General features: G+C 69.1%; 19 protein-coding genes. 5 read left to right on the forward strand and 14 right to left on the reverse strand.

Going from position 1 to position 22,427, the window contains the following annotated elements; genetic code table 11:
- Window positions 1-2: 2 nt before the first annotated feature.
- On the reverse strand, window positions 3-1,064 hold the full coding sequence (locus MKK52_RS11235) for an ABC transporter ATP-binding protein (RefSeq protein WP_243953916.1): 1,062 nt from the start codon (window positions 1,062-1,064) through the stop codon (window positions 3-5).
- A 138-nt stretch (window positions 1,065-1,202) separates the two neighbouring features.
- Window positions 1,203-1,985 (reverse strand): FCD domain-containing protein, encoded by a 783-nt coding sequence (locus MKK52_RS11240; RefSeq protein WP_243953918.1) that lies wholly within the window; start codon window positions 1,983-1,985, stop codon window positions 1,203-1,205.
- A gap of 200 nt (window positions 1,986-2,185) precedes the next feature.
- Between MKK52_RS11240 and MKK52_RS11245 the strand changes: the two genes are divergently transcribed.
- Together MKK52_RS11245 and MKK52_RS11250 are read left to right on the forward strand one after the other, a co-directional pair.
- On the forward strand, window positions 2,186-3,874 hold the full coding sequence (locus tag MKK52_RS11245; RefSeq protein WP_243953920.1) for an L-lactate permease: 1,689 nt from the start codon (window positions 2,186-2,188) through the stop codon (window positions 3,872-3,874).
- Between the two features lie 76 nt (window positions 3,875-3,950).
- Window positions 3,951-5,129: an alpha-hydroxy acid oxidase gene (locus MKK52_RS11250; protein WP_243954104.1), complete on the forward strand. Its 1,179-nt coding sequence runs from the start codon at window positions 3,951-3,953 to the stop codon at window positions 5,127-5,129.
- Here the strand turns inward: MKK52_RS11250 and MKK52_RS11255 are convergent.
- From MKK52_RS11255 to murI, 5 genes are all read right to left on the reverse strand, one after another.
- On the reverse strand, window positions 5,089-5,589 hold the full coding sequence (locus MKK52_RS11255; protein ID WP_243953922.1) for a GNAT family N-acetyltransferase: 501 nt from the start codon (window positions 5,587-5,589) through the stop codon (window positions 5,089-5,091). The genes MKK52_RS11250 and MKK52_RS11255 overlap by 41 nt on opposite strands.
- The gene (locus MKK52_RS11260) at window positions 5,586-6,323 is read right to left on the reverse strand and encodes a WbqC family protein (RefSeq protein ID WP_243953924.1); all 738 of its coding nucleotides are present in this window, start codon (window positions 6,321-6,323) and stop codon (window positions 5,586-5,588) included. Before MKK52_RS11260 ends, MKK52_RS11255 begins: the two co-directional genes overlap by 4 nt.
- 6 nt (window positions 6,324-6,329) lie before the next feature.
- Complete coding sequence (locus tag MKK52_RS11265; protein ID WP_243953925.1) at window positions 6,330-7,610, reverse strand: DegT/DnrJ/EryC1/StrS family aminotransferase; 1,281 nt, start codon at window positions 7,608-7,610, stop codon at window positions 6,330-6,332.
- A complete protein-coding gene (locus MKK52_RS11270) occupies window positions 7,595-9,745 on the reverse strand; it encodes a tetratricopeptide repeat protein (RefSeq protein ID WP_243953927.1) in 2,151 nt (716 codons plus the stop codon). Before MKK52_RS11270 ends, MKK52_RS11265 begins: the two co-directional genes overlap by 16 nt.
- A gap of 78 nt (window positions 9,746-9,823) precedes the next feature.
- Window positions 9,824-10,693, reverse strand: coding sequence for a glutamate racemase (gene murI, locus MKK52_RS11275; RefSeq protein ID WP_243954105.1), 870 nt, complete (start codon window positions 10,691-10,693; stop codon window positions 9,824-9,826).
- A 236-nt stretch (window positions 10,694-10,929) separates the two neighbouring features.
- Between murI and egtB the strand changes: the two genes are divergently transcribed.
- Window positions 10,930-12,201 carry an ergothioneine biosynthesis protein EgtB gene (gene egtB, locus MKK52_RS11280; protein ID WP_243953929.1) on the forward strand — a complete coding sequence of 424 codons (1,272 nt, stop codon included), beginning with the start codon at window positions 10,930-10,932 and terminating at the stop codon, window positions 12,199-12,201.
- Window positions 12,202-12,260: 59 nt separating this feature from the next.
- A complete protein-coding gene (gene egtD, locus MKK52_RS11285) occupies window positions 12,261-13,220 on the forward strand; it encodes an L-histidine N(alpha)-methyltransferase (protein WP_243953931.1) in 960 nt (319 codons plus the stop codon).
- A 3-nt stretch (window positions 13,221-13,223) separates the two neighbouring features.
- Here the strand turns inward: egtD and MKK52_RS11290 are convergent, their stop codons facing one another.
- The 5 genes from MKK52_RS11290 to MKK52_RS11310 form a co-directional block, all read right to left on the reverse strand.
- Window positions 13,224-14,513 carry a flavin monoamine oxidase family protein gene (locus MKK52_RS11290; protein ID WP_243953932.1) on the reverse strand — a complete coding sequence of 430 codons (1,290 nt, stop codon included), beginning with the start codon at window positions 14,511-14,513 and terminating at the stop codon, window positions 13,224-13,226.
- Window positions 14,514-14,553: 40 nt separating this feature from the next.
- A complete protein-coding gene (locus MKK52_RS11295; protein WP_243953934.1) occupies window positions 14,554-14,826 on the reverse strand; it encodes a hypothetical protein in 273 nt (90 codons plus the stop codon).
- A 91-nt stretch (window positions 14,827-14,917) separates the two neighbouring features.
- Window positions 14,918-17,401 carry an ATP-dependent Clp protease ATP-binding subunit ClpA gene (gene clpA, locus MKK52_RS11300; protein WP_243953935.1) on the reverse strand — a complete coding sequence of 828 codons (2,484 nt, stop codon included), beginning with the start codon at window positions 17,399-17,401 and terminating at the stop codon, window positions 14,918-14,920.
- A gap of 38 nt (window positions 17,402-17,439) precedes the next feature.
- Window positions 17,440-17,826 (reverse strand): ATP-dependent Clp protease adapter ClpS, encoded by a 387-nt coding sequence (gene clpS / locus MKK52_RS11305; protein WP_409564659.1) that lies wholly within the window; start codon window positions 17,824-17,826, stop codon window positions 17,440-17,442.
- Window positions 17,827-18,053: 227 nt separating this feature from the next.
- Entirely contained in the window at window positions 18,054-18,362 is a 309-nt protein-coding gene (locus MKK52_RS11310; RefSeq protein WP_243953937.1) for a phasin family protein, read from the reverse strand.
- A gap of 264 nt (window positions 18,363-18,626) precedes the next feature.
- On the opposite strand from MKK52_RS11310, the gene MKK52_RS11315 reads away from it, so the two are divergent.
- Window positions 18,627-20,099: a D-alanyl-D-alanine carboxypeptidase gene (locus MKK52_RS11315; protein WP_243953938.1), complete on the forward strand. Its 1,473-nt coding sequence runs from the start codon at window positions 18,627-18,629 to the stop codon at window positions 20,097-20,099.
- Window positions 20,100-20,212: 113 nt separating this feature from the next.
- Here the strand turns inward: MKK52_RS11315 and MKK52_RS11320 are convergent, their stop codons facing one another.
- Together MKK52_RS11320 and MKK52_RS11325 are read right to left on the reverse strand one after the other, a co-directional pair.
- Window positions 20,213-20,923 carry a J domain-containing protein gene (locus MKK52_RS11320; protein ID WP_243953939.1) on the reverse strand — a complete coding sequence of 237 codons (711 nt, stop codon included), beginning with the start codon at window positions 20,921-20,923 and terminating at the stop codon, window positions 20,213-20,215.
- Window positions 20,924-20,974: 51 nt separating this feature from the next.
- Complete coding sequence (locus tag MKK52_RS11325) at window positions 20,975-22,108, reverse strand: S1C family serine protease (protein WP_243953940.1); 1,134 nt, start codon at window positions 22,106-22,108, stop codon at window positions 20,975-20,977.
- Window positions 22,109-22,427: the final 319 nt, after the last annotated feature.

A 22,427-nucleotide genomic window follows, 5' to 3' on the forward strand; every position in this document is an offset into this window, starting at 1 on the left:
GATCAGCTCGGCAGGCGACGGCCGGTCCCGGCGTCGAAGAAGTGCACGCGGTTCGGGCGGAGCGAGACGATCTCGCCCGGCCGTTCGCTCACGCGCTCGCGCAGCACGCAGGTCATGTCCTGGCCGCCGGCCCGCACGGCCAGCATGGTCTCGGAGCCGGTGGGCTCCACCACCACCACCTCGGCGGCGAGACCATCGGGGGCGAGGTCGAAATGCTCCGGCCGGATGCCGAGGATCAGCGGCCGTCCCTCGCTTCCCGAGGGCGCGTCCTTCAGCGGGATCGTCAGCCCGCCCTCGGCGACGAAGGCGAGATGGCCGTTCGACCGGACTTGGCCGGGGATGAAGTTCATGGCCGGCGAGCCGATGAAGCCCGCGACGAACAGGTTGTCGGGCCGGTCGTAGAGGTCGAGCGGCGGCCCGATCTGCTCCACGATCCCGTCGTGCATCACCACGATCCGGTCGGCCATGGTCATGGCCTCGATCTGGTCGTGGGTGACGTAGATCGTCGTCGTCTTCAGCCGCTGATGAAGCTCCTTGATCTCGGTGCGCATGGCGACGCGCAGCTTCGCGTCGAGGTTCGACAGCGGCTCATCGAATAGGAAGACCTGCGGGTCGCGCACGATGGCCCGGCCCATGGCGACGCGCTGGCGCTGCCCGCCGGACAATTGGCGCGGGTAGCGGTCGAGGAGGGGCGCGAGCCCCAGGATCTGCGCGGCCCTGGCGACGCGCTGATCGATCTCCGACGCCGCCGCCTTCCGGATGCGCATCGAGAAGGCCATGTTCTCGCGCACCGTGAGGTGAGGGTAGAGCGCGTAGTTCTGGAACACCATCGCGATGTCCCGCTCCTTCGGCGGCACATCGTTCACGACCCGCTCACCGATTCGGATTTCGCCGCCGGAGATGTTCTCCAGCCCGGCGATCATGCGCAGAAGAGTCGACTTTCCGCAGCCGGACGGGCCGACGAGGATGACGAATTCGCCATCCCGAATGTCCACGGAGACACCGTGCAAGACATTCGTCGAACCGAAAGCCTTGCGAACCTCGCGGATTCCCACCGAGGCCATGCTTCCTCCCGTGCAAGGCCGCTCTGACGGCGGCTCTGTCGGGCCAGTACAAAGGAGGTGCCCGGGGAAAGCAAGCTCTTGTCTGTGTTATTCGCGCGATTTGCCTACGCCCTGTCACCGAGTGCAACGCAGCGAAGGTTATTTCTCGTTTTTGTGCTTTGCGGTGAGTCCGCCGTGGTTCAGACGACGCAGGGAAACCTGAAGTCGTGCTTCCGCCGCCTTGATCTCGTTGAGCGCGCTGTGGGTGTAGTGGATATGCGCCTCGGCGGCCTCGCCTGCCTTCTCGACATCGCCGGCCAGCACGCAGGCGGTGATCTCCCGGTGCTGGGCATAGAGCCGGTCGCGCGTCTCCGGGCGGGCGAACAGCGTCTCGCGATTCTCGATCACGCCCTGGCGCAGCATACCGGACAGGGCGCGCATCGTGTGCAGCACGACGAGGTTGTGGCTCGCCTCGTAGACCGCGATGTGCAGGGCGACATCGGCCTCGGCCTCCTCCCGGTCGTTCCCCTGCTCGTGCGCGCGGTCGATGCGCTCCATGCATGTCGCGAGGCGGTCCCGGTCCACCGCGCTCGCCCGTGCGGCGGCGAGTCGGGCGGCCATCCGCTCCGTTGTTGCCCGGAACTCCAGGTAATCGTCCACGACCTCCGCGTGGGAGGCGATCAGCGCGATCAGCGGGTCGGTGATCTCGCGGCCGAGCGGCGCCACCGAGCGGCCGGCGGGGGTCGAGACGATGAGCCCGTCCTTCTCCAGCATCTTGATTCCCTGCCGCAGGGTCGGCCGCGAGACGTGGAGTTGCAGGGCGAGGTCGCGCTCGGGAAGCAGCAGATCGCCGGGGCTCAGCGTCCCCTCGGCGATGAGGTCCTTCAGGTGGCGGGCCGTGCTTTCGGCCACGCTCTCGCCCTTGATGGGATCCTGCTCCATGCCCCACCCCAGCCTTCGGACCCCACGGACATCGCCGGATGAATCGCTTTGGGCAAATGCTATTTCCAATTGACGAGCTTGGTCAATTCATTTTACCAAGCCGCCGCCATCGGTCCAGCTAAGGTTAGCCGCATACACGCCACCTGCGGGAATGACGACCGGGGCCGCATCGCGACGATGCAAAAAGGGGAGGACAAGGCGTGACCTGGAACCAAGTCTACGATCCGTTGGCGAACACGTTCGGATCGACGGCGCTCGCGGCCCTGCCGATCATCGTCCTGCTCGGCGGCATCGGCCTCCTGCACATGAAGGCGCATACGGCGGCGCTGCTCGGTCTCGTCACCGCCCTCCTCGTGGCGATCATCGGTTTCGGGATGCCGGCGCAGATGGCCGGCGCCACCGCCGCCTACGGCGCGGCCTTCGGCCTGCTGCCCATCGGCTGGATCATCCTCAACGTCATCTTTCTCTATCGGCTCACCGAGCAGACGGGGCAGTTCGACATCCTGCGCGATTCCATCGCGGGCATCACGCCGGATCGCCGCCTGCAACTCCTCTTCATCGCCTTCTCGTTCGGCGCCTTCTTCGAGGGCGCGGCGGGCTTCGGCACGCCGGTCGCCGTCACCGCCGCGATGCTGATGGGCCTGGGCTTCACGCCGCTCGCCGCCGCCGGCCTTTCGCTCATCGCCAACACCGCGCCGGTCGCCTACGGAGCGCTGGGCGCACCGGTCATCGCCCTCTCGGCCGTCACCGGGCTCGATCTCCTCGAACTCTCGGCCATGATCGGGCGGCAATTGCCGTTCTTCTCGGTAATCGTGCCGTTCTGGCTGATCTGGGCCTTCGCCGGCCGCAAGGGCATGTGGGAAGTCTGGCCGGCGCTGCTCGTCGCGGGCGTCTCCTTCGCCGTCCCGCAATATCTCGTGTCGAACTTCCACGGCCCGTGGCTCGTGGACGTCATCGCCGCGATCTGCTCCATGGCGGCGCTCGCAAGCTTCCTGCGGGTGTGGAAGCCCGCCCGGATCTGGACCTCGACGGACACCGCGACCCCCGCCGGCGCAACCGCGGCCACCGCGCCCGTCGCCCCTGCCCGGACGCACAGCGCGGGCGCCGTGTTCCGCGCGTGGCTGCCCTGGCTGATCCTCTCGGTCTTCGTCTTCGCCTGGGGCACGCCGCAGTTCCGCGCCTGGCTCGACTCGCTCTTCATCTACAAGCTGCCGGTGCCGTACCTGCACAACCTCGTCTTCAAGGTGCCGCCGGTCGTCGCCAAGGCGCACAGCGAGGCGGCGGTCTATACCTTCAACATCCTCTCGGCGACGGGCACGGGCATCCTGTTCTCGTCCATCGTCGGCGGGCTGATCCTAGGCTTCAACCCGTTCAAGCTCGTGAAGGAATACGGGCGGACGGCCTACATCGTCCGGTACTCGCTCATCACCATCTCGGCGATGCTCGCGCTGGGCTACGTCACCCGCTACTCGGGCACCGACGCCACCCTCGGCCTCGCCTTCGCCCAGACGGGCTGGATCTACCCGTTCTTCGGGGCGATGCTCGGCTGGCTCGGTGTGGCGCTGACGGGATCGGACACGGCCTCGAACGTCCTGTTCGGCGGCCTGCAGAAGATCACGGCGGAACAGCTCGGCCTGTCGCCGATCCTCATGGCGGCCTCGAACTCCTCGGGCGGCGTGATGGGCAAGATGATCGACGCGCAGTCCATCGTCGTGGCCTCCACCGCGACCCAATGGTACGGCGGTGAATCGAAGATCCTGCGCTACGTGTTCTTCCATTCGATCGCGCTGGCGTGCCTCGTCGGACTGCTGGTGATGCTCCAGGCCTACGTGCCGCCCTTCACCGCCCTGGTTCCGCCCACGGTCGTCACCCCGGCGGTGGTCCACTGAGCCGAACCGGACAGGGGGCGCCCATGGCGTCCCCTGTCCCCGTCGCGGGGATCGCGAGCGCCTGCGGAGTTTGATGATGCGCCTTTCTCAGTGCCACTCGTTCCACGACTTCCGCCGCATGGCGAAGAGCCGCCTGCCCCGGCCGATCTTCGACTACATCGACGGCGCAGCCGACGACGAGGTCACGTACCGGCGCAACACCTCGTCCTTCGACAATTGCAGCCTCGTGCCCAACGTCCTGCGCGGCGTCGGCGACGTGGACATGTCGGTGACGGTGATGGGCCAGAAGCTCGCCATGCCGGTCTATTGCTCGCCGACCGCGCTGCAGCGCCTGTTCCACCACGATGGCGAGCGCGCCGTCGCGGCGGCGGCCGGCAAGTACGGCACGATGTTCGGCGTCTCGTCGCTGGGCACGGTGAGCCTGGAGGAGGCGCGACGGATCAGCGGCGGGCCGCAGGTCTACCAGTTCTACTTCCACAAGGATCGCGGCCTGAACCGCGAGATGATGGCCCGCGCCAAGCAGGCCGGCATCCAGGTGATGATGCTCACCGTGGACAGCATCACCGGCGGCAACCGCGAGCGCGACAAGCGCACCGGCTTCTCAATTCCCTTCCGCCTGACGCTCGGCGGGATGCTGCAATTCGCGATCCGGCCCGCCTGGGCGATCAACTACGCCACCCATGAGAGCTTCAAGCTTCCGCAACTCGACAACCACGTCGACATGGGCGGCGGCTCGCTCTCGATCAGCCGCTACTTCACCGAAATGCTCGACCCCAGCATGACCTGGGACGACGTCGCCCTCATGGTGCGGGAATGGGGCGGCCAGTTCTGCCTCAAGGGCATCATGTCGGTGGAGGACGCCAAGCGCGCGGTCGAGATCGGCTGCACCGGCATCGTGCTCTCGAACCACGGCGGCCGCCAGCTCGACGGCTCCACCACGGGCTTCGACCAGCTCGCCGAGATCGTGGACGCGGTCGGCGACCGCATCGACGTCATCATGGATGGCGGCGTCCAGCGCGGGACGCATGTGCTGAAGGCGCTCTCCCTCGGGGCGAAGGCGGTCGGCCTCGGCCGCTACTACCTGTTCCCGCTGGCTGCCGCGGGACGGCCGGGCGTCGAGAAGGCGCTCGGCCTGATGCACGCCGAGATCGAGCGCGACATGCGCCTGATGGGCTGCTCGTCCATCGCGGATCTGTCGCGGGACAACCTCCGCTTCACGAAGGATTGGGGCGTTCAGACGAGGCCGATGGCCTAGGCGCCACCTCGCTGCGTTCGACGAAGGGCAGGCGCAGGGTGAGCGTGTCGCCGTCCTCGCTCACCGCCTCGAAGCCGAGGCGGCGATAGAGGGCGAGCGCCGGGGCGCGGCGATTCACCTGAAGGCTCATCGTCCGCGCGCGCTGCCGCGCATGGGCGAGGGCTTCGGCGAGGAGCGATTGCGCGATCCCCCGGCGGGCGCGATCCGGCACGGTGCTGACGTTGCTCACGAAGGCGTCGCCGCCATTCTCCGGGCAGTAGATCGCCACCAACCCGACGAGGCGATCCGCCTCCCAGGCCTCGAACCGCTCGGCGCGCCGGGCGAGCTTTTCGGAATAGTCCGCGATGCCGACGCGGGTTTCGAGCGGCGGGACGAAGCTCGCGGAGCAGGCGGCGAGATGTTGGGCGATCTCCTCCGCATCCGAGCGGTTGCGGGTGATGCGCGGCGCGGGCCCGCTCACGCGGCCTCGGGCAGGCCGGCGGGGGCGGCCTCGTGGCGGGCGAGAAGATCGCATTCGCCGAGCATCGCGCGCGTGCCGTCGCGCCCATTGAACATGAGAACGTCGATGATCGACAGCCACGGCACGAATTCCGCGCCGAATTGCAGATAGGCGAGGGGCCTCGCCTTCAGGAAGCGCAGGGTGATGCCGCGCGCTTCGAATTCCTGCGGATCGTAGAGCGCGGTGCCGCCGATGGGGTTCACGTATGTCGTGGCCCCCAGGCGCTCGCACAGGCCGAGAACGCGATCCTGCTTGCGCAGGTCCGTGCGGCCCTCGATTTCGGAGGCGGTGAGGATCGGCGTGGCGATGCCGAGATGCGCGCAGGTGCGCGTCAGGCCCTCGCGGAGGTGGAGGAACAGGTTCTCCGCGCGGTGCCGCAGCACCGCCTCCACCAGGGGCATCGTCTCGGCGAAGAAGGGCGCACGGCGGTAGGCGCCCGCGATCTGCGCGCAGAGCTTGTCCGGGGCGAAATCGCCCGCGACCTGCCGCTCGGCGATGTCGAGTTCGTCCGCGCCCCTGGCCAGCGGCAGGGTGAAGGTGACGGCCTCGCCGTCCCGCAGGAAGCGGTTGCGGTTGATCCAGCCCTTCTTCGTGTACTTCACCGCATCGTAGATCACGAAGCGATCCACGGACGCGATCAATTGGAAGTAGCCGATATACGGGAACAGATACGGCTGCATGATCGCGACGCGCATGGCGGCTCAGGTCCGCAAGGGGTCGGCGATGCGGGCGACGGTCCTGGCGACCACCTCCGGTTCGAGGTCGGGGTAGATCGGCAGGCAGAGGATGCGGTCGGCGGCCCGTGCCGCGATGGGCAGCCCGGCGCGGCCGGCGCTCGGCAGGCCGGCATACATCGGATGGTCCGAGATCAGCGGGTGGAAGTAGCGGCGGGTGTGGATGCCCTCCCGCTTCAGGATCTCCCACAGGGCATCGCGGGCGATGGGGTAATCCGGCCCGACGAGGATCGGGAAATACGAGTAGTTGGCCCGCACCTCGCCCGCGCAATTGAGGCAGGCGATGCCGGGAATGCCGGCGAGCCCGGCCCGGTAGGCCGCATCGATGGCTCCGCGCCGGTCGATGACGGAATCGATGTAGTGCAATTGCAGCAGGCCGAGGGCGGCGTTGAACTCGCTCATCTTGCCGTTGAGGCCGACCTCGATCACGCTGGTCTCGCCGTCGTGGCCGAAGTTCTTGAGCTTATCGATCTGCTCCTTGCGCGCCGCGTCGGGGCAGACGATGGCGCCGCCCTCGAAGGTGTTGAACACCTTGGTGGCGTGGAAGCTCAGCACGGAGAGGTCGCCGTGCCGCAGCACCGAGCCGCCGGCATCGCGCACCCCGAAGGCATGGGCGGCGTCGTAGACGACCTTCAGCCCATGCCGCTCGGCGACCGCCGCGAGACCGTCGACGTCGCAAGGGTGGCCGTAGCAATGGACCGGCAGGATCGCGCGGGTTCGGGGCGTCACCGCCGCTTCGACCGCCTTCGGGTCGAGGTTCAGGGTCACGGGGTCGATGTCGGCGAAGACGGGTCTCAGCCCGGTCCACATCAGCGCGTGGGAGGTCGCCACGAAGGAGTAGGGGGTGGTGATGACCTCGCCCGACGACAGGCCCAGCGCGCGCAGGGCCATGATGAGGGCGGTCGTCGCGTTGTTGAACAGCGCGACATGCGCCACGCCGAGATGTTCGGCGAGTCGCGCCTCGAACTCGTGGTGGTACGGGCCGCCGTTGGTCAGGACCTTGCGGTCCCAGATCGCCCGCAGCATCGGCTCGAATTCGGCGTAGGGCGGGAGGAAGGGCTTGGTGACGTAGATCGGCCCGGCCGCCTGGGGCGCGGGCTCCGCGCGCAGCAGCGCGGGATCGCGGGCGGCGGCGGCGAGGCGTTCCGCCAGGGCGTCGTCGAGGAGTGGGGAGGGGCCGCCGGCCCCCTCCGCCTTTCGCTTGCGGCTGACGCCGCCCTCGGTCGGAGACTTCAGCCGCGCGCGCATGGCTCACCTGTCGCCCAACGGGTCCACATGGCCCGGAACGCCTTCCCGACCTCGCCGGCGAGGCGGGCGTGGTCCGTCATCGGGCCGGCGAAGAAACGCTCGCGCAGGCCCTCGCGGGTGCGGGCTAGGCGCTCCCGGTCGGTGGCGAGGGTGACGGCCGTCGCGACATACGCGTCCTGCGAGGTCGCCACGAGCTCATCGAGTTCCACCGAGCCGAGCACCACGGCGCCGGCCCGTTCGGGGGCGGTGGCGCCGCACAGGGTCACGAAGGGCACGCCCATGCTGAGCGTGTCACAGCTCGTCGTGCCGCCGTTATAGGGGAACGGATCGAGGGCGATGTCGATCTGGTGGTAGAGCTCGAAATAGCCGCTCGTCACGCGCGGTTGCAGGATCACCCGGTCGAGGTCGATCCCGGCGCGGCCCAGCCGCTCGTCCACCTGCTGGCGGACTTCCGGCGTGTTGACGTCGCCCACCACCATGAACAGCCGCGCATCGGGGATCGCGGCGAGGATGCGCCCCCAGGTCTGGAGCGCGGCATCGCTCACCTTCTCGAAGCGGTTCATCACGCCGAACGTGACGAAGCCGTTCTCCGCGCAAGGGGGCCGCTTGCGCACGGGCGGCGTGTCGTCGGCGAGGCGGTAGGTGGCCGATACGCGGGGCAGGCGCCACAGGGCCTCGGTGTGGAGGGCATCGCAGCCCTCGCCGTCCTGCACATCGTCGGTGAGGCGGTAATCGATGGCCGAGAGTCCGGTCGTGGCGGGATGGCCCATCCACGTCACCTGAACCGGGGCGGGCTTGCGGGCGAAGACCTGCAGGCGGTGTCCGGCGCTGTGGCCGGAGAGGTCCACGAGGATGTCGATCCGGTCGGCCTCGATCCGGTCGGCGGCCGCGTCGTCGGGGATGCCGGAGATGTTGAGCCACTGGTCGAACAGCGGCTTCATCCGCAGCGACAGCCCGTCCTCGGCCGCACGGGTCATGTAGGCGTACGTCTCGAACGCCTCGCGGTCGAAGCATTCGAGGAAGGGTTCGAGGAAGCGGGCCACCGCGTGGGCGCAGAGGTCGCCCGAGACGAAGCCCACCTTCAGCCGCCGGTTCGGGTCGCGGTCATGGGTGAAGGGGCGCTTGCGCAGCAAGGGGTCCGCGAAGAGCTTGCCGAAGGCCCGCGCGTCGGCAGCATATTCCGTGGCCGGGATGTCGCCCGCATAGAGCTTGGTGAAGAGCCGGTTCGAATGGGCATCGATGTCGCGCGGGGCGAGGGCGATCGCCGTATCCATGGCCGCGATGGAATCGTGCAGCCGCCCGAGGCTCTTCAGGATGAGCCCGCGGTTCACATGCGCCCCGGAACAAGTGGCGTCGATCGCCACGGCGCGGTCGGCGTGGTGCATCGCCTCGGCGTAGCTGGAGCGCTTGTGCAGGAACCCGGCGAGGTTCGAATGCGCGATGGCGAGGTTCGGATCGAGTTCGAGGGCCTTCTCCAGGGCGGAACGGGTGCCGCCCTCGTCCTCCATCAGCATCATCAGGGAGCCGAGGCCGGCGAAGTACAGGGCGCGGTCGGGGGTGCGGTAGATGGCGATGCTGATGAGATCGTACGCCATCTGCAGCCGGTTCGTCCGGGCGGCGACGGCGCCGGCCAGGAAGGTCGCGTCCGGGTGCGTGTCGTCGAGGGCGATGGCGAGGTCGAGATAGGCTTCGGCCCGCACGAAGTCCTGCTGATCGTAGCAGCTCCGGCCGAGGGCGACGGCCCGATCGACGAGCACGGCCACGGCCTTCGGCGACACGGACGCGAGGCCCGCCGCGCGGAACCGCTCGGCGATGGCCCTGGCCTCCGGCAGCCGCTGGGCTTCGAGGAGGGCGCCGATCAGGGCGAGCCAGCAGGCGGTGTTGGTCTGCGCGCCCTTCAGGGCGGCGGCGAAATGCGGGATCGCGGCGGAGGCACCCTCGGTGCGGCTGACGAGCAGGCCGAGTTCGTAGCGGGCGTTCGCATGGTCGGGGGCCATGTCGAGGACGCGGCCGATATTGCGGCGCGCCTTGTCGAGACGGCCCGCCTCGCGATGCGCCACGGCCTTTGACAGGAAGCGCTCGGCGGCTCCCGGCGCCCGGTCCTGACCGGCCAATCCGCCGCGATGTTCGAGCATGCCACGCCCCTCCCCACCGATGGGAGCGTGACCGTGGCCTTCCTAAAACACCGTTAAGATTTAATAGGCCTCAAGGCCTTACTGCATACGCAGCGGAATGGATTCCACTGTCACTTCATTGACGCCGCGGAGCGTGAGGCTGTCGCGCAGCGGCGCGGTCAGGCTGGTGCCGGCGGTGAAGGCCGCGAGCACGCCGTGCGTCTCGGCGCGGGAGCCCTGCCCGAGCAGTTGCACCACCCGCCGGGCGATGGCCGGGGCGGGGTCGATCCACGTCACCGGCCAGGGGGCGAGGGCGCGCAGGCGCGGCAGCAGCAGCGGATAATGGGTGCAGGCGAGGCAGACGACATCCGTCCGCCGCCCATCCTCGGCGCTCACGAAGCAGGGCGCGATTTCGGCGAGCAACGTCGCATCATCGACGGGCGTGCCCGCCATCTCGGCCTCGGCGAAGGCCGCGAGGTTGCGCGAGCCCACCAGGGTCACGGCGCAGGCGGACGCGTAGGTCGCGATGAGGTCGCGGGTGTAGGAGCGCGCCACCGTGCCGGGCGTCGCCAGCAGGGTGATGAGGCCGCTGCGGGTCGTCGCCGCCGCCGGCTTGATCGGCGGCACCACGCCGACGAAGGGCGTCGTGAAGCGCTGCCGCAAAGCGGGCAGGACCAGCGTCGAGGCGGTGTTGCAGGCGATGACCACGAGGTCGGGCCGATGCGCCGCGATGAGTTGGCCCATCACGTCGAGGACCCGCGCGACGAGGTCGGCTTCCGACAGGCGTCCGTAAGGGAAGGCCGCGTCGTCGGCGGCGTAGACGTAGCGCGCATCGGGGCGTGCCCGCCGCACGGCATCGAGCACGGTGAGCCCGCCGAGCCCGGAATCGAACACGAGGATCGTCGGCTCCGGCGCTACGCCGACCGGGGCGAGGGACAATCCGGCACCGGCCATCAGGTCGATCCACATCGCAAGGCTCACTGCTCCCCTCTGAACGGATACCGACCATCCGGTTCGGTGGTTAAAGCCGTCTCAAAACGGCGAGAGAAAGGCCCGCCATCCCGTCAATCCACCGGTTGCCATCGTCAAGCTGAACACAATCGCCGCGCTACCGTTGCACCGTCAGATTGCGGGACTATGTGCCCCGGCACGCCTCCGGGCGGGAAAACTCTCCTTCGGAACGTCACCGAGAGGGAAGGATCTGCATGGCTGCCACCGCCGCACTGCCCAGGGACGACCGGCAAGGCGCCCCCCGCCCGGCCTTCACGCCGCCGACTGTCGGCGCCCGGCCCATCGACCGGCAAGCCTGGATCGACGCCTACCGGACGGTGCGAGCGGAGACGGAGCGGCGGGCCGCGCCGCTCTCGCCGGAAGACCAGCAGATCCAGTCCATGGAGGATGCCAGCCCGACCAAGTGGCACCGGGCGCATGTGACGTGGTTCTTCGAGCAGTTCCTGCTCGCCGAGCATCTGCCGGGCTACGCGATCCACGATCCGCGCCTGCATTACCTGTTCAACTCATATTACGTGGCCGCCGGCCCGCGCCAGCCGCGCACCCAGCGCGGGCTCATCACCCGCCCGACCTGCGACGAGGTCGCGGGCTACCGGGCGCATGTGGACCGCGCCGTCGAGGCCTTGCTCGGCCAGGCGATGGAGAAGGCCCTCGCCGACATCCTGCCGATTTTGGAGATCGGCCTGTTCCACGAGCAGCAGCATCAGGAACTGCTCTGGACCGACATCCTCCATGCCTTCGCGCAGAACCCCCTCGATCCGGTCTACGATCCGTCGTGGCGCTTCCCCGACGCTGCGTCGGAGGCCGGCGCCGTGACCCTGGAGCACGGCATCACCGCCATCGGCCACGAGGGCGAGGGCTTCTCCTACGACAACGAATCGCCCCGGCACGAGAGCCTGATCCTACCCATGCGGATCGACAGGGCCTTGGTGAGCAACCGCGACTGGCTCGCCTTCATGGAAGACGGCGGCTATGCCCGCCAGGACCTCTGGTTGTCGGACGGGTGGTACGCCGGCCAAGCCCAGGGCTGGGAAGCCCCCGGCTACTGGCGTCGGCACGAGGGCGGCTGGGTCCAGGCCAGCCTCGCCGGGCCGAAGGCGGTCGATCCCGACGCCCCCGTCACCCATGTGAGCTACTACGAGGCGGACGCCTACGCCCGCTGGGCGGGCAGGGTCCTGCCGACCGAGTTCGAATGGGAGGTGGCCGCCCGCAACGGCGACCTGCCCGACGCCTACGGTCTCGTCTGGCAATGGACCCGCAGCGCCTACCTTGCCTATCCCGGCTACCGGCCGCTGCCGGGCGCGCTCGGTGAGTACAACGGCAAGTTCATGTCGAACCAGTTCGTGCTGCGCGGCTCGTCGGTTGCGACACCGCAGGGGCACGCGCGGCCCACCTATCGCAACTTCTTCTACCCCCACCAGCGTTGGCAGTTCACCGGCCTGCGTCTGGCCGAGCCGCTGTCCTGAACGGCGCGCCGCCCCTCGCGGCGGCGCCCGACCCTCCCGTTCGTGCCCCGGAGTTCGCCGTGACCGTCCATCCGACCTTCCCCGAGTCCGTCGCGGCCGACTCCGTCTTCCTGGCCGACGTCCACGCCGGCCTGTCGACGCCGCAGAAGACGCTCTCGCCCAAATACTTCTACGACGCCGCCGGCTCGGAGCTGTTCGAGCAGATTACCGCCCTGCCTGAATATTACCCGACCCGCACCGAAGTCGGCATCCTCGACGCCCGTGGCGACGAGATCGCCGCCTACCTGCCGAAGCAGGCCGCGCTCGTGGAGTTCGGTAGCGGCTCGACCGCGAAGCTCCGGCGGCTCCTGAACCACCTGCCCGACCTCGCAGCCTACGTGCCAGTGGATGTCTCCGGCGAGTTCCTGGCCGAGCAGGCGACGACGCTGCAAAAGGATTTTCCCGACCTGACGGTCGAACCCGTCGTGGCCGACTTCACCAAGCCGTTCGCCCTGCCGGAGACGACCGGCATGGCGCCCCGCGCCGGCTTCTTCCCCGGCTCGACGGTCGGGAATTTCGAGCCGGAGGAGGCCCGTGCCCTGCTTGACAGCTTCGGCGCGATCCTCGGGCCGGACGCGCTGCTGATCCTCGGCGTCGATCTCGTGAAGGATACGGCCCGTCTGGAAGCCGCCTATGACGACGCCGCCGGCGTGACCGCCGCGTTCAACATGAACCTGTTGAAGCGGATCAACCACGAGCTCGGCGGCGATTTCGACCTCGATGCGTTCCGCCACAAGGCCGTGTTCAACCCGAACGCCTCGCGGATCGAGATGCATCTCGAATCCCGCAAGGACCAGAACGTGCGGATCGGCGGCGAGACCTTCGCCTTCCGCGCGGGCGAGACGATCCACACCGAGAACAGTTACAAGTACACGCTCGACAGCTTCAAGGACCTCGCCGCCCGTGCCGGCTGGCAGTCGGTGACGGTCTGGACCGATCCCGAGGCTTTGTTCAGCGTCCACGTCCTGCGGCGGGACTGAAGCTCAGGCCGGGAGCCGCTTGAGGATGTCGCGGGCGACGCGCTCGCCATCGAGGGTCGCGCCGCCGACCGTCATGGAGCCGCCCCCGGCCAAGGCTTCGCCCGCGAAGTAGACGCGCTCGGCGACGGGCGCGTGCAAGGCATCGCGGGCGCCGGCATGGTCTGGTGCCGCGATGGAGTAGGAGCCGCGCGCGTAGGGGTCGGTCCACCATCCCGCGAGCCGGCCGCCCGTCACCGCCCCCGATGCATTGCTCCCGAGGATCGCCGCAAGGCGTTCGGTGGCGAGCGCCACGGCGGCCGTCTCGCCCGCGCGGCAGAGGTCGCGGGACAGGTCGCCGCCGAGATTGGCCACGGCCACGGGCCGCCCGAACGGCCCCATCTCGAAGTAGATCGTCGGCCCGTCGCGGGCGACGCTCACCGCATCGCCGACGGCCTTCGGATCGATCCGCTTGGGATCGAGGCGCAGGGCGACCTTCGAGTAAGCGCCCATCGAGAGGCCATCGAGGGCTGCTTGCGTCGGCGGGGGCAGGGCGGGGGTGAAGGCGATCCCGCCATCCTTCAGCACGCCGACCGGCACCGTGACGAGGGCCGCCGCCGCATCGAGGGTGCCCGATGCCGTCCGCAGGCGCACGCCCGCCCCCGACCAATCGATACCGAGGACCGCGCAGTTCAAGCGCACCGGCAGATGGGCGAAATGGGTCGCGACGAGATCGCCGTAGCCATCGACCCACAGGTCAGTGCCCGACCACAGACGGTCATAATCGGCAGCCGACACGCGCCCCGGATCCTCCCCGAGGGACAGGCGGCTCAAGCCGGAGGTCGCCGCCTCGGCGTCGGGGCCGGCGAGCTTCGCCTCGTCGGCGAGGGACATGTCCGCGCCCTTGGGGGCGAGGATGGCATCGAGCCCCGCGAAGCCGGCGCGGCGGCGGGCGCGCTCCGCCTCGGTCGCGGGCCGCCCGTCGATGAACAGGGTGCGCGCCCAGCCGTCCTCATCGTTGAACCGCGCGCCCTCCTGCCGGGCGATGGCCGCCCAGGGGTTCCGTTCGGCCCAGTGGATGTATTGCGCGCCCGCGTCGAACCGCGCTTCGGCGCCGAGCGTATGGTCGGTATGGGCGCGCCCACCGATCCGGTCGCGGGCTTCAAGGAGGATGAAGGCGCGTCCTGCCTGCCGCAGCGCTTCGGCGGCCGCAAGGCCCGCCGCGCCCGCGCCGACGATGGCGACCGGGCCGGAAGCCGCCCGCACGGTCGCGGGCAGGGCGGCGAGCAAGCCGAGGGTGGCGCGGCGCGTGATCATGGTGTCGGCTCCGGCCTCGGGCGGCGCGGGCCGAACCGCGTCAGGTGCGCCGCTTTTCCATCATCGCCTTGACCTGCATCAGCTGGTCCCAGACCTGGCCCGGCGAGGTTCCCATGAACTCGAACCCGGCCGTGACGCTCCAGTAGAGTCCGAAGCAGATCAGCGGCACCAGCACCCAGGCCAGCATCTCTTCGCCCCGGCGCCGACGACGGCGGCGCTGGCGACGTAATTCCCGGCCGGAAGGCTTTTGCTTCTGGGCAGGAGCAGTATGCGGCACCGTCGAGAGGGGGCCTTCCCGCAGGTCATCAGTCATCGGGCGCCTCCTCCCCGCGGCGCATGCGCGTCGCGGGGGTCATAGACCGGGTGATCGCCGACCGGAAGCCCGTGCCCTGGTCGGCCGATCATCACGCCCGAACGAGCGGCACTTTGGGCACGGTCTTCACGCCGCCACCCGAACCGCCGCCGCCGCCCTTGTTGTCCTTGGGCGACTTCTTCCGCGTCACCGACCGGGGCTTGGCGCGCTTGCGCTTGGCCGCGTTGGCGACGTCCTTCTCGGGCTTCGGCATGGCCGGACCCGCCGGGAACTCGAAGGTCAGCGAGTCCTTCTCGCCGGCCTTGGCCTCCTCGTCCTCCGGCTTGCGGACGACGACCTTCACGGCGCCGCCATCCTTCAGCCGGCCGAACAGCACCTCGTCGGCGAGCGGCGTCTTGATCGTGGACTGGATCAGGCGGGCCATGGGCCGGGCGCCCATCGCGTCGTCGTAGCCATGCTCCACGAGCCAGTCGCGAGCCTCGTCCGACAGCTCGATGGTGACGTTGCGGTCGGCGAGCTGGGCTTCGAGCTGAAGCACGAACTTGTCCACCACCTTGGCCACGACCTCCTTCGGCAGGTGGCCGAACGAGATGATCGCATCGAGACGGTTGCGGAATTCCGGCGCGAACAGGCGGTTGATCGCCTCCACGTCGTCACCCGTGCGCTTGCTCTGCGTAAAGCCATAGGCCGACTTCGCGAGATCCGAGGCGCCCGCGTTCGACGTCATGATGATGATGACGTTGCGGAAATCGACCTGCTTGCCGTTGTGGTCGGTCAGCTTGCCGTGGTCCATCACCTGCAACAGGATGTTGAACAGGTCCGGGTGGGCCTTCTCGATCTCATCGAGCAGCAGCACGCAATGCGGATGCTGGTCGATGCCATCGGTGAGCAGGCCGCCCTGATCGAAGCCGACATAGCCGGGAGGCGCACCGATCAGCCGCGAGACGGTGTGCCGCTCCATGTATTCCGACATGTCGAAGCGCAGCATCTCGACGCCGAGAGACGCCGCCAATTGCTTGGCCGCCTCGGTCTTGCCGACGCCGGTTGGACCCGCGAACAGGTACGAGCCGATGGGCTTGTCCGGATCGCGCAGGCCGGCACGGGCGAGCTTGATCGCCGAGGTCAGCGCGTCGATCGCACCGGTCTGGCCGTAGACGACCCGCTTCAGGCTCTCGGTCAGGTTCTGGAGAACCACCGCGTCGTCCTTGGAGACGGTCTTCGGCGGGATGCGGGCCATCGTGGCGATGGTCGCCTCGATCTCCTTGACGCCGATGGTCCGCTTGCGGCGGGCCTCCGGCACCAGCATCTGCGAGGCACCGGTCTCGTCGATCACGTCGATCGCCTTGTCCGGCAGCTTGCGGTCGTTGATGTAGCGGGCCGACAGCTCCACCGCCGCCTTTACGGCGTCGCTCGTGTACTTGAGCTTGTGGAACTCCTCGAAATACGGGCGCAGACCCTTCACGATCTCGATCGCGTCCGGGATCGACGGCTCGTTGACGTCGATCTTCTGGAAGCGGCGCACCAGGGCGCGGTCCTTCTCGAAGTACTGGCGGTACTCCTTGTAGGTGGTCGAGCCGATGCAGCGCAGCGTCCCCGAGGCCAGGGCCGGCTTCAGCAGGTTCGAGGCATCCATCGCGCCGCCGGAGGTCGCACCGGCGCCGATCACCGTGTGGATCTCGTCGATGAACATGATGGCGTTCGGGTGCGCCTCGATCTCCTTCATCACCTGCTTAAGGCGCTCCTCGAAGTCGCCCCGGTAGCGGGTGCCGGCGAGCAGCGTGCCCATATCGAGGGAGAACACCGTCGCCTCGGCCAGAACCTCCGGCACCTCGTGCTGGATGATCTTGCGAGCGAGGCCTTCCGCGATGGCGGTCTTGCCGACGCCGGGGTCGCCCACCAGCAGCGGGTTGTTCTTCTGGCGGCGGCAGAGAACCTGGATCGTCCGCTCCACCTCGGCGTGGCGGCCGATCAGCGGGTCGATCTTGCCGTCGCGGGCCTTCTTGTTGAGGTTGACGCAGTAGGCGTCCAGCGCGTCGCCCTTCTTCTTGGTGCCGCGCGGCTCGCCCTCGTCGCTCGGACGCTCGGCCGGACCTTCGTCCTCCGCCCCGCGCACCGGCTTCGAGTCGCTGGCGCCGGGGCGCTTGGCGATGCCGTGGCTGATGTAGTTGACCGCGTCGTAACGGGTCATGTCCTGCTCCTGCAGGAAGTAGGCGGCGTGGCTCTCGCGCTCGGCGAAGATCGCCACGAGCACGTTCGCGCCGGTCACTTCCTCGCGTCCCGACGATTGGACGTGGATCACCGCCCGCTGGATCACCCGCTGGAAGCCGGCCGTGGGCTTGGCGTCCTGGCGTCCGTCGCCGGTCAGGTTCGAGAGTTCGGTGTCGACGTATTCGACGAGGCTGCGCCGCAGCGTGTCGATCTCGACGTTGCAGGCCCGCATCACGGCGGCTGCGTCCTGGTCGTCCACCAGGGCGAGAAGCAGATGTTCGAGCGTCGCGTATTCGTGGCGGCGTTCGCCGGCCAGGGCGAGCGCCCGGTGAAGGGCTTGTTCTAGGCTGCGTGAGAAGCTTGGCAAAGCGGGCCTCTGTCCTTCGTGCCTACCGCGAGCGGCGCCTATTTCTTTTCCATAACGCACTGGAGAGGATGTTGGTGCTTGCGGGCAAAGTCCATGACCTGCGTCACCTTGGTCTCCGCGACCTCGTAGGTGAACACCCCGCACTCACCGACGCCGTTCTGGTGAACATGCATCATGATCCGGTACGCGTCTTCGTGGTTCTTGTTGAAGAACCGCTCCACGACGAGCACCACGAATTCCATCGGGGTGTAGTCGTCGTTGAGGAGAAGGACGCGGTAAAGGCTTGGCCGCTTCGTGCGCGGCTTGGTGCGGGTGATGATGGCGGTGTTCGAGCGGTCATCGCCCCCCGGCTCCCGTGAACCCGTGGCCGTGATCGCGAACGCCGTCCGCACTTGCTCCGTTCCCATCATCGGGACCCGTGTCATATCCGTCGAACCGATCCCTTGCGGCAGGCCAGACCGTCCCCCGAAGCTCTCCGGCGATCGGTGGAATCGGCGCTGTCCGACCGAACCTTCGTCGCGTGACATCCAATCTACAGACCGTGAGCCGACTTCGCCAGACGCCTGCGCGCTCGTGTCCGCAGATAGGGTCGTCCGTACCGGTGCGCAGGCCCTTGGGGTGCGGCGAAACACGTCCGCTGGCGGCGTCGGTGTCACGGGAGGCGCCGTGGCCCCGCCGGGCGCAGGAGATGGCCGAACAAGGCGGTGACCTGGTCGCTCAGCACCACCGAGCGGGCTAGCGCCCGTCCGGTCATGCGCTGGACGAGGTCTCCCTGCAGCGTCAGCGCCTCGCCGGGGTTGCGGCAGGCGGCCAGGCGCCCGGCCGTGGCCACCAAATCGTCGTAGCTCTGCTTGCCGAGATCGAGCCATTCCAGCCCGATGATCTGCGCCGTGCGGACCGCCGCCCCGGTGCCCCGCAGGGCGGTGGCGCCCACCGAGGGGGTGGCGAAGGGCTGCTGCATCGTGCGCCTCCTTCCGGCGAGCCGGCCACGGCGGCGTTCCTGTGCGTCGGGCGGCATTCGAGTTTGTGCGCCGCCCACGGCACCGTCAAGTCACCGGCAAGCGGCCCGGGGGCCTGCAAGAAAAGCGTTCACCGTCAATCCGATTAACCCGCCCGTAACCGCGCCGCCGCATGGTTCTGGGGATGCGGACGTACCACCACGACGGGCGTCCTTGAGAGGGGCGGGGGCCGGTGCGGAACCGGCACGGCAAGGGCGTTCGGGCGCATGCGTATGGTAGTAGTTCCCGGCCTGACGGCCCGCGCGGTTCCGGCCGCGCTGGTCGCGGTAGCGGTCCTGACGTCGCTCACCTCACCCGCCGACGCGCGGCGCGGCCGCCACCACCGGCACGCCGCCCATGCCAAGCACGCCACGGGCGGCGGATACAATCCGCCCTACGCGGCGATGGTCGTCGACGCCAAGACCGGCAAGACGCTCCATGCCGTCAACGAGGACGCGCTGCGCCATCCGGCCTCGATCACCAAGGTGATGACGCTCTACATGCTTTTCGAGCAGATGGAGCGTGGCAAGTACGCCCTCGATTCCGAACTGACCATGACGCCCCACGCGGCCGCCCAGGCGCCGTCGAAGCTCGGCCTGCGCCCCGGCCAGACGATCTCCGTCGAGGACGCGATCAAGGCGATCGTCACCAAGTCCGCGAACGACGTGGCCTGCGCCATCGGCGAGAACATCGCCGGCTCGGAGGAGCGCTTCGCCGAGATGATGACGGCGAAGGCCCATGCGCTCGGCATGAGCCGCACGCACTACGCCAACGCCTCCGGCCTGCCCGACCCGGACCAGCTCACCACCGCCCGCGACCTGACGATCCTCGCCCGTGCGATCCAGGACCGCTTCCCGCGCTACTACCGCTACTTCCAGACCCGCTCCTTTGCCTTCCGCGGCCGGGTCATCGGCAACCACAACCATCTGCTCGGCAACGTCGAGGGCGTGGACGGCATCAAGACCGGGTACACCCGCGATTCCGGCTTCAACCTGATGACGGCGGCGAAGTCCGACGGGCACCAGATCGTCGCCATCGTGCTCGGCGGCCGCTCCGGCGCCAGCCGCGACCAGATCATGGCCAAGCTCGTGCGTGCCAACCTGCCGGTGGCCTATGCCGGCGCCCGCACCGCGCCGCCGGTCGTGGAGGTCGCCGAACGCGCCCGCCCGGCCGTGGTCGCCGACGCCGTGTCGCGCACCCGCACCCAGATCGCCTCGGCCGAGGACGAGGACGTCGAGACCACGAATTCCACGGGCGAGCCGCTGGACATCTCCCCGTCCCGCACGACGACGCCCGGCGGCGGTCGCCTCCAGGCCCTGCCGAAGGCCGCCCAGGCCTATGCGGCGCAGGCCGCCCAGCCGGCCTTCCCGAACAGCGGCAAGATCGTCGCCCGCGTCGGCTCGAACGAGCGCGACGAGCCGCCGAAGCCCCTCGTCGGCCCCAAGGTGACGCCCAGCGCCTGGGTGATCCAGCTCGGCGCGATGGACGACGAGGACAAGGCACGCAGCATGCTCGCCCAGGCCCGCGCCAAGGTCGGCGGCAGCCTCTCGAAGGCGGCGCCCTACACGGTAAAGGTCGAGCATGGCGGCGCCACGCTCTACCGCGCCCGGTTCTCGGGCTTCGCCGAGCAGGAGACGGCGCAGGATGCCTGCGTGGCGCTCAAGCGCAGCGGCTTCAGTTGCTTCGCCACGCGTAGCTGATGGGCCCTCGGAAACGGCCCTTCAAGACATTTCGTTCAGCATCATTTCCGACGCAACGCTGGCTCCGTGAAGGGGCCGGGCCGTGTGACGCAACCTGGCAACGCGCGTGGAGTTCAGCGATGTCGGTTCAGCAATCGATCCCGGGCCGCGTTGAGCCGCGCCGCCCCCTCGGCGCTTCCCCCCTGGTCGGGGTGGGCGCGCTTCATCAGCGTCCGGTGGGCCGTCCGGATCTCCTGAGCGGGCGCCCCGCGCTCAAGCCCCAGGATCTGGTACGCCTCCTCCTGAGACATCGCCCCTGGCTTCGCCGGTCCGCCCGGCCCCGCGTCGCGATCACGCTCAGCGTCTACACGCCATCCGGGCGCCCGGCGGTCGAGATAAGCCTCTAGGATCGTCGCGCCCTCCGCGTCCTCCAGCTTGCAGAGGCGGAGGAGCCGCACCAGCGTCGTCAGATCGAGGGCGTCGAGCCGCGCCCCGCCGAGCGGGCCGGAGCGCACGCGCCCTCCGGCGAAGGTGCCGTCCGGGTAAACGACGATTGCGACGAGCCGGGTGCGGACGCTGCGCCCCGACGCCTGCCGTTTCGGGACGAGGGCGCGGAACCGCCGCCCGATCCCCTCCGGCCCTTCCAGGCTCCACAGGCCGGCGATCCCAAACAGGGCGGCGATCAACAGGTTGCCGTGGAGCATGAAGAAGCCGGCGGCGGCCAGCGCCGCCCAGCCCGCGAGGAGATGGCGCGGGAAGACGGCCAGTGCCGCGCCGAACCCGCCCTTCTGCTGCGAGAGCCACCAAAGCACGCCGCAGCCGATCAGTCCGAGCAACAGGAGCATCGGCGGCCTACACCGGGTCCGGCAAGGCGGAGATCATCGGGAGGGCGCGCATCATTGCCGGTTCTCCGCCACGTCCGTCGTGCCGACGCGGACCTGCCGCAGCCGGCCGTCTCGCAGGATGCCGAGTTCCACGCTCGCGCCGATACCGGCCTCGGCGATAGCGGCCGTGAGATCCGCCAGACGATGCACGTCGCGCCCGCCGGCCGAGACGATGACGTCGCCGACCGTGCCGGTCTGGGCATCGACGCCCCGGATGCCGGCCTGGGCGGCGGGCGAACCGCGCAGCACCCGCAGGACCACCACCCCGTCGATCCCGAGCCGCGCGGCGGTCGCCTCCTGCCCGGCGATGATGCCGATGCCGGGGTTGCGCACCCGGCCGGCGCGGATCAGCTCCGGCACGACCCGGTTCACGACATCGACCGGAATCGCGAAGCCGATCCCGGCGCTGGCGCCGGAGGGCGAGACGATGGCCGTGTTCACGCCGATCAGCCGCCCGGCCGAATCGAGCAACGGGCCGCCGGAATTGCCGGGGTTGATGGCGGCATCCGTCTGGATCACCCCCGAGACCTCGCGCCCCTCGCTCGTCGGCATCCGGCGGCGCACGGCGCTGATGACGCCGGTCGTGAGCGTGTGGTCCAGGCCAAACGGATTGCCGATGGCGAAGGTCGACTGGCCGACCTTCAGATCGGCCGAGGTGCCGATGGCCAACGGCGGCGGCAGGTGCGCGGTGCGCCCGAGCTGCAGCACGGCGAGGTCGTAGGACGGCGCCATGCCGACGAGGGTGGCGGGCACCACGTCGCCCGAACTGAGCCGCACCGACACCGAGCCGCCCGATTGCGCGGCGGCCTGCACCACATGGGTGTTGGTGACGACATGGCCCGCGCCGTCCCAGACGAAGCCGGTGCCGGTCTGCGTGCCGCCGCCCTGGCCCTCGTCCTCGTTCTCGATGTCGAGGAGCCCGCGATCCTGCGCGGCGGATTGGGCGAAGACGTGGACCACCGAGGGGCTCGCCCGCTCGAACAGGGCGATGGTCGTCTGCTCCGACCCGGCGAGGTCGCCCCGGGCCGCGATGAGGCGGGGCGTGCTGGCCGAGTACAGCAAAGGTGTGACGTAAGGTTGCACCACCGCCAGTCCGAGCAGCAGCAGGACCAGCGCGAGCACGAGGCGTCGGGTGCGGTCCGGCACGTATTTCTCCGAGGCGATGGACGAGGGAACGGCGGGTGAGCGCGGCCTTAAGTGGGCGTTCAGCTTCGAAGCGTCAACAAGTCCCCATGTGCCGATGCGGTTCGGCTACAGCCACCTCCGCCGCGTCGGGGCAGCTAACGGAATGGTCATGTTTCGGGTGTGACAATCATCATAAGTGCAGTGCAGTGAATTCGTCCCCAAATCCAGTCGCGGCCATCTAAAGCGGCCACATCTCCGCCGCGAAGGTGGAGCCGACCGGAAAAGCGGCGCGAATTGATCTCAAAGCTGCCTCACAGAAGCTTGTATCTGCCGCCATCAT

The organism is Methylobacterium sp. J-067 (assembly GCF_022829465.1).
In the GTDB taxonomy this organism is placed as follows: domain Bacteria; phylum Pseudomonadota; class Alphaproteobacteria; order Rhizobiales; family Beijerinckiaceae; genus Methylobacterium; species Methylobacterium litchii.

Bases quoted from the DNA above. Each gene is read 5' to 3' on its own strand.
- MKK52_RS11235 (WP_243953916.1), bottom strand. From the start codon at position 1,064: ATGGCCTCGGTGGGAATCCGCGAGGTTCGCAAGGCTTTCGGTTCGACG.
- MKK52_RS11240 (WP_243953918.1), bottom strand. From the start codon at position 1,985: ATGGAGCAGGATCCCATCAAGGGCGAGAGCGTGGCCGAAAGCACGGCC.
- MKK52_RS11250 (WP_243954104.1), top strand. From the start codon at position 3,951: ATGCGCCTTTCTCAGTGCCACTCGTTCCACGACTTCCGCCGCATGGCG.
- MKK52_RS11260 (WP_243953924.1), bottom strand. From the start codon at position 6,323: ATGCGCGTCGCGATCATGCAGCCGTATCTGTTCCCGTATATCGGCTAC.
- MKK52_RS11265 (WP_243953925.1), bottom strand. From the start codon at position 7,610: ATGCGCGCGCGGCTGAAGTCTCCGACCGAGGGCGGCGTCAGCCGCAAG.
- MKK52_RS11270 (WP_243953927.1), bottom strand. From the start codon at position 9,745: ATGCTCGAACATCGCGGCGGATTGGCCGGTCAGGACCGGGCGCCGGGA.
- murI (WP_243954105.1), bottom strand. From the start codon at position 10,693: ATGTGGATCGACCTGATGGCCGGTGCCGGATTGTCCCTCGCCCCGGTC.
- egtB (WP_243953929.1), top strand. From the start codon at position 10,930: ATGGCTGCCACCGCCGCACTGCCCAGGGACGACCGGCAAGGCGCCCCC.
- MKK52_RS11290 (WP_243953932.1), bottom strand. From the start codon at position 14,513: ATGATCACGCGCCGCGCCACCCTCGGCTTGCTCGCCGCCCTGCCCGCG.
- MKK52_RS11295 (WP_243953934.1), bottom strand. From the start codon at position 14,826: ATGACTGATGACCTGCGGGAAGGCCCCCTCTCGACGGTGCCGCATACT.
- clpS (WP_409564659.1), bottom strand. From the start codon at position 17,826: ATGACACGGGTCCCGATGATGGGAACGGAGCAAGTGCGGACGGCGTTC.
- MKK52_RS11310 (WP_243953937.1), bottom strand. From the start codon at position 18,362: ATGCAGCAGCCCTTCGCCACCCCCTCGGTGGGCGCCACCGCCCTGCGG.
- MKK52_RS11315 (WP_243953938.1), top strand. From the start codon at position 18,627: ATGCGTATGGTAGTAGTTCCCGGCCTGACGGCCCGCGCGGTTCCGGCC.
- MKK52_RS11320 (WP_243953939.1), bottom strand. From the start codon at position 20,923: ATGCTCCTGTTGCTCGGACTGATCGGCTGCGGCGTGCTTTGGTGGCTC.